The organism is Mesorhizobium sp. P2_D1 (genome assembly GCF_056404455.1).
Map to the genome: position 1 here is coordinate 1 of NZ_JBFUDZ010000108.1, position 4,893 is coordinate 4,893.

At 59.1% G+C, this 4,893-nt stretch carries 8 protein-coding genes and 1 pseudogene; 7 read left to right on the forward strand and 2 right to left on the reverse strand.

Annotated elements, in window-relative coordinates; genetic code table 11:
* Nucleotides 1–70: 70 nt before the first annotated feature.
* Together AC1D0I_RS32080 and AC1D0I_RS32085 are read right to left on the reverse strand one after the other, a co-directional pair.
* Entirely contained in the window at nucleotides 71–265 is a 195-nt protein-coding gene (locus AC1D0I_RS32080) for a hypothetical protein (protein WP_095084654.1), read from the reverse strand.
* A 463-nt stretch (nucleotides 266–728) separates the two neighbouring features.
* Nucleotides 729–958 (reverse strand): annotated as a pseudogene (locus tag AC1D0I_RS32085) (hypothetical protein); the annotation flags it as partial.
* Here AC1D0I_RS32085 and AC1D0I_RS32090 point away from each other — a divergent pair.
* The 7 genes from AC1D0I_RS32090 to AC1D0I_RS32120 all read left to right on the forward strand — a co-directional run bounded on the left by AC1D0I_RS32090 (nucleotide 936) and on the right by AC1D0I_RS32120 (nucleotide 4,755).
* On the forward strand, nucleotides 936–1,127 hold the full coding sequence (locus tag AC1D0I_RS32090; protein WP_477400122.1) for a hypothetical protein: 192 nt from the start codon (nucleotides 936–938) through the stop codon (nucleotides 1,125–1,127). The pseudogene AC1D0I_RS32085 and the gene AC1D0I_RS32090 sit on opposite strands and share 23 nt — an antisense overlap.
* 237 nt (nucleotides 1,128–1,364) lie before the next feature.
* On the forward strand, nucleotides 1,365–1,874 hold the full coding sequence (locus tag AC1D0I_RS32095; protein ID WP_477400119.1) for a restriction endonuclease: 510 nt from the start codon (nucleotides 1,365–1,367) through the stop codon (nucleotides 1,872–1,874).
* A 134-nt stretch (nucleotides 1,875–2,008) separates the two neighbouring features.
* On the forward strand, nucleotides 2,009–2,251 hold the full coding sequence (locus AC1D0I_RS32100; RefSeq protein WP_477400120.1) for a hypothetical protein: 243 nt from the start codon (nucleotides 2,009–2,011) through the stop codon (nucleotides 2,249–2,251).
* A gap of 172 nt (nucleotides 2,252–2,423) precedes the next feature.
* Nucleotides 2,424–2,630 (forward strand): hypothetical protein, encoded by a 207-nt coding sequence (locus AC1D0I_RS32105; protein WP_457155682.1) that lies wholly within the window; start codon nucleotides 2,424–2,426, stop codon nucleotides 2,628–2,630.
* A 26-nt stretch (nucleotides 2,631–2,656) separates the two neighbouring features.
* Nucleotides 2,657–2,836, forward strand: a complete 180-nt coding sequence (locus AC1D0I_RS32110) for a hypothetical protein (protein ID WP_095084649.1) — start codon at nucleotides 2,657–2,659, stop codon at nucleotides 2,834–2,836.
* A gap of 215 nt (nucleotides 2,837–3,051) precedes the next feature.
* Entirely contained in the window at nucleotides 3,052–4,296 is a 1,245-nt protein-coding gene (locus AC1D0I_RS32115) for an acyltransferase family protein (RefSeq protein ID WP_477400121.1), read from the forward strand.
* A gap of 156 nt (nucleotides 4,297–4,452) precedes the next feature.
* On the forward strand, nucleotides 4,453–4,755 hold the full coding sequence (locus AC1D0I_RS32120) for a DUF982 domain-containing protein (protein WP_095084647.1): 303 nt from the start codon (nucleotides 4,453–4,455) through the stop codon (nucleotides 4,753–4,755).
* The last annotated feature ends 138 nt before the right edge of the window (nucleotides 4,756–4,893 follow it).

Genomic DNA, 4,893 nt, shown 5'->3' on the forward strand with positions numbered 1-4,893 from the left:
ATAAATGTCAGCACGATAGCGGCAGCTATCGTTGCAATCACGGTGGCGGTGCTGGCTAGACTTCTCACCATCACTCAAAGCCTACCGCCCGCTTCGGCTTCGGCGTGATTTCCTCGATCCGCGCCTTAACGTCGTCCTGGGCCATCGCCTGTTCTAGCGCCTCTGCTTCGGCCTTGTCCTTGGTGGTCAGCACTGTCCGCCAATGCGGCTTCTCAAACACGCCAACGATGTAAGTGGTCCGTTCGGGCTCAGGTCCGGCTGGCATACTTCACCTTGCCCCACTGGCTGCATTGAGGACACAAAGGACGGAGATAGGCCAACTTGTCGCCCGGAATATTTCCGCAACTGGTGATCGTCAGGCTGCCGCCATTGAACCCCTCCAGGCTGTAGGATTCCCAGGTCCCGCTGAGGGGCTGATCGTCTTCTCGTAGTTTCAGATAACCGGTGCGACCGCATTCGCACACCAGCTTTTCCCGTAAAACAGTTGAGAGCACTTGGGACTGCCTTCCACGATTCGGCAAACAAGCCCGACCGTCCGTGCGACCCGTTCTTGATACGATGGCCGGTGCGGCCTTGGGGCTATCTTGGGGATGCGAAAGCCGCACCGGTCACTGCGGGAAGGGGTTGCGTTCCCCGCGCTGCCAAAACTATGGGCATATTAGAAACTTCGCAATTAAGCCTATTGGCGGGACTAAGACTGAAGTCCCAGCCCGCGCGCTACTCAGCCGGGGGCATCGCACCGGACCCGTCACATTCCATGGGATAAACTCGACTTCCTTCCCGTCACTTCCCGCACGGCCTTCAACAGCCCCTCATGCAAGACAGGCGTAGCGCGGTAGTGCTCGCAGTGTGGCGATATGAACGGCTTCACGATGCTCCAATGCAGCGCTTTCGCTGCCACGAGAAAGCGCTCGATTTCAGCCTGCGATAATTGCTTGGACGGTTTCGATCTAGCCATTGGCGAACTCCGTTTGAAGGGTCGCCGCAACGAAGGGATGGCAAGCGCCGAAATGTGCGACGATGCTCAATCGTGTGCGTCTTCGGGACGGTTGACCCCGGCGCTGATCAAGGTCAACCTCTGGCAATTCGGGCATCGTAAAAGGACGGAAAATGAGGCGCAGACATGAATCGATGCTCGTTATGAGAACCGCGATTGCTCTGCTCTCCTGCCTGGCCATTTCGGCCTGCGGTATGGCCAAAGCCGCGAGGGAAACCGGGCAGACGTTCGACAAGTATGGGTGCCTTGCTCGCGACTTCAAAGGCCAACCGCCTTGCAAACCTGAAAATGCAGCAGCGCCCTGACGAGGCAAGCGCCATGCATTGGTGAGCCATTTTCGGGCACGGACAACCAAGGAAACCTCCGCATGGCCAAGCTCGGAAGGGCCTATGAACAAGTCGTTGCCGACGTGGCGAAGCAGTTCGATCCTTCCGCCGAGGTGAAGGTCGGCGAGTGGGTAAAAGGGCCGGATGGCCTTAGGGAGGTCGACGTACTGATCGCAGGCACCGTGGACGGCGTGACGAGGCAGATCCTGATCGAATGCAAGGACTACGACTCGCACAAACGGCGGCGAATAGGGATTGCCGTCATCGATGCYGCCGATTCAAAGCGTCGCGATCTTGCCGCGGATGTCACCTTGATATGCAGCAACGAGGGCTTTTCGAAGGACGCCATGCGAAAGGCAGGTCGGGTGGGAATCGGCTTGATCGGAGTTATGAAAGAGGCCGACCCTAAGATTCGCTATAAGGTGTTCGACGAGAAACGATTTCCGGTCATTCTAGAGCGCTTTAGCGTAGACATAGTGCCCATTTTCATCGTTCGTGGCCCGCCACCATCGTTCGACGACGCGTTGAAATCGCTGGTGATTTCTGACTAGCTTAGGTCTCCCTGCTTCTTTCCCTGCTTGGCTGGCCTGCTCAAGCAGAAAAGTCCACACCGTAAGGGAGTGGGCCAATCTGAACGAAAATCACAAGCCGGAGGAACCAGGAGCGGGGTGGAGCGTTTCCTCGCGTGCTCAAGAAAATCGCCCTAGCTACCGTCCTGATCCAGGTCGCCGCCGTCGCGGCGCTCATCACGCAGACAGTGCTCTTCACCTCAACCACCGCTACCCAAGCCGCGAACGTGCAGCCTGGCGAAACTTTTGCGGTCACAGGGAAAGAATGCGCCGAGGCGACGTGGCCGGATATTCCAGAGCATTGCCTGAAGCGAACCAAGGCAAGAGTGCGCACGCTCGTCCTGACGGCGGGGCAATAGAAAGCCCGCCATTGTGGTCTCACTGTCATGGGGAAGAGATCTCCGTTGAAGGGTTCGTGGCAACGAAGACTCTATTCGTGATCTCGGTGCCAGACCTCAACGGGGAACGATCCGCTCCTTCATGAGTTAGCACTTCATGATGTACACCCCGGAGCACAGTGGACGCGGCGCAATGGCCGATCTCATGATCTTGGAACTGGCCAAGGCCAGACAGCGCGTCAAGCGGGCGGAGTCCGCCCTCAGGCGCGCCAAGGAAATGCTGGATGAGGACTGCGGAGTCGGGATCAATCTCGCGCTCTGCGGCAGAATACGGGCCGCTCAGCGGCGTGTGATCGAGGCCAGAGAGCGCCTGACGAAGATCGATCCACCGGCATCGTAGTGCTCCATGATTTTGGGATTGTTGCCATGATGATCGCGACCTTCAACCTTGAAACCGCGAGAAACGGCGACGTATATCGCGCCGCAAGGCTTGCGATGCTGACGCAGCAGGTGATGCGGCACATCGAGCGCACGGACGCCTCGGCGCAGAAAGTCGAGCAAGTGCTGGCCACATTGGCTGAAGCAAACGCGCTCGTGCGGCGATAGGGGCCACACGTCAAGCGCAATCGGCCAATGCCTCCAGAATTCCCGATCCGGTTGTCGTTGCGCTCGATGCCTTGGGTCAGGCAGGTCAGCGATTGTTCGGCTAGCCGCAGCGGGAAGCATCAAGCGGATCGTGGCGAACGCTTGTGCCGGCGCTGGGCAAGGTTGCATAGTCCAACAGGGACTCAGCAGGCTGTGCGCATCGGCTCGGAGCAATCGTGATTGGACTTTATGATCTCTGGCCCGCCTTTGTGGTCGTCGCGCTGCTTTGGCCGCTAGCAGGCTTGCCGCTGTTTCAGCGTGTCGGCTTCGAATCGACCGCGGCCAGGGTCCGGGCGATCGACGGAATGCGTGGCTATCTGGCGCTTGCCGTCGCACTCCACCACGCCGTCATCTACCATGAATTCCTGACGACCGGCGCATGGAAGTATCCGCCCTCCGCTTTCTACGGCCTGTTGGGACAAATGGGGGTGTCCTTCTTCTTCATCATCTCCGCCTATCTGTTTTGGGGGAAACTGCTATCGGCAAAGGCCTCCGTGGATTTTCCGACCCTGTTGCTCAAGCGGGCTTTCAGGATCGGGCCGCTCTACATTTTGGCCGTCGGCGTGGCGATGGCCTTGGAGGTCGTTGACGGCCGGATCGATTATTCGACCTTCGCGACCTACGAGCGGGCATTTTTCAATCTGCTGTTTGGTGTCTTTGGCTATATCCCGCTTTCGAGTGCCCGCGTCTGCGTCTTGGCCTGCGTAACCTGGACCTTGCCCTATGAATGGCTGTTCTATTTCAGCCTGCCGATCGCAGCCATATTCAGCCGGCACCCGGTTACCCGCATAGGATTGCCGGCCGTCCTGCTGGCTTTTTCCATTGTCATGTCAATGAGTGGAGGCAGCGGCGCCTACAGCTATCTGGGACTTTTCGCAGGGGGCATGTTGTGCGCGACGCTTGAAGCAAACGCCCTGCTGGTGAAGGTGCACCGGCACGTCCTGTCCGCCATCGCCCTGGCGCTGCTGGTGTATGTTTTTGCCACCTATAGGGTTGCTTACGCGCCGGGACCGATGCTGCTGTGCACCGGTGCCTTCTTCCTGATCGTCTCGGGCGCCGATTTCTTTGGCCTTCTGACTGCCAACCGTTCAGTGCGACTGGGCGAGATCAGCTATGGCATCTTTCTCTTGCAGGGGCTTGCCTTCGTCGCGATATTTTCCATCACGCCCGTGCGGACCTTCGCCTTGGATAACGCCACCCAGTATTGGCTTGTGATCGTGATGGCGATGGTGCTTCTGCTCCTGATGGCGCTGGTCGCGCACCTTTTGGTTGAAAAGCCCGGCGTCTCGCTGGGAAACAGGCTTGCGGCAGTTCTTCGCCTGTCGAGGCAGCGTGAGACACGCGAGGCTCCAGTAGCGAGTGAAGCAAGGTCCTGGCGGATGCCGACCAGCCTCACACGACAATCCGCCGATCGCTCATAGCGCTCGTGCGGGCATCGCGATCAAAGGATGATCGCCGCCTTCATATAAAAGCGCTCGGCCTGGAACCTCCTGCCGCGCGGCGCGTTTCACCGCGTCCCGTTCGTGGACCAGCCCGGATATCTCTCCTGGCGCTGCGATAAATCAGGAGCCCGTTTCATGCACGACAAGCTGTTTCATTCACCGGTCGCACTGACCGTCGGCCTTGGCTTCAAGCGCGAGATTGCCTCGCTGGCCGAAATGCACGATTTCCTGACCGATTGGACGACTTCCCGCCGCGGCCCGCTTTATCGCAACGCGATGAAGGCATGTGATCTCGCGGTTCCGGGTTATGTGACCATCGAGCAGGCGCGCCGTGCGCTGGTCGAATTTGCCCAGGCTTCCGGCATCCTGTGGCCGGATCTCGAGCCGACCGCGGGTGTACACGCAGTTGCCCGTGGTTATGGCGGCTACGCCGCCTGACGCGACCTCCCATCGTGGTGGCTAATCTACACCAGCCATCGCAGGAAGCCCGGCTCGACCCAGCCGGGCTTTCGCTTTTTCAGGAGCCGCAGGAAATCACAGATGCGGGCCGTGTACCTTGAGCGACAATCATTGCGT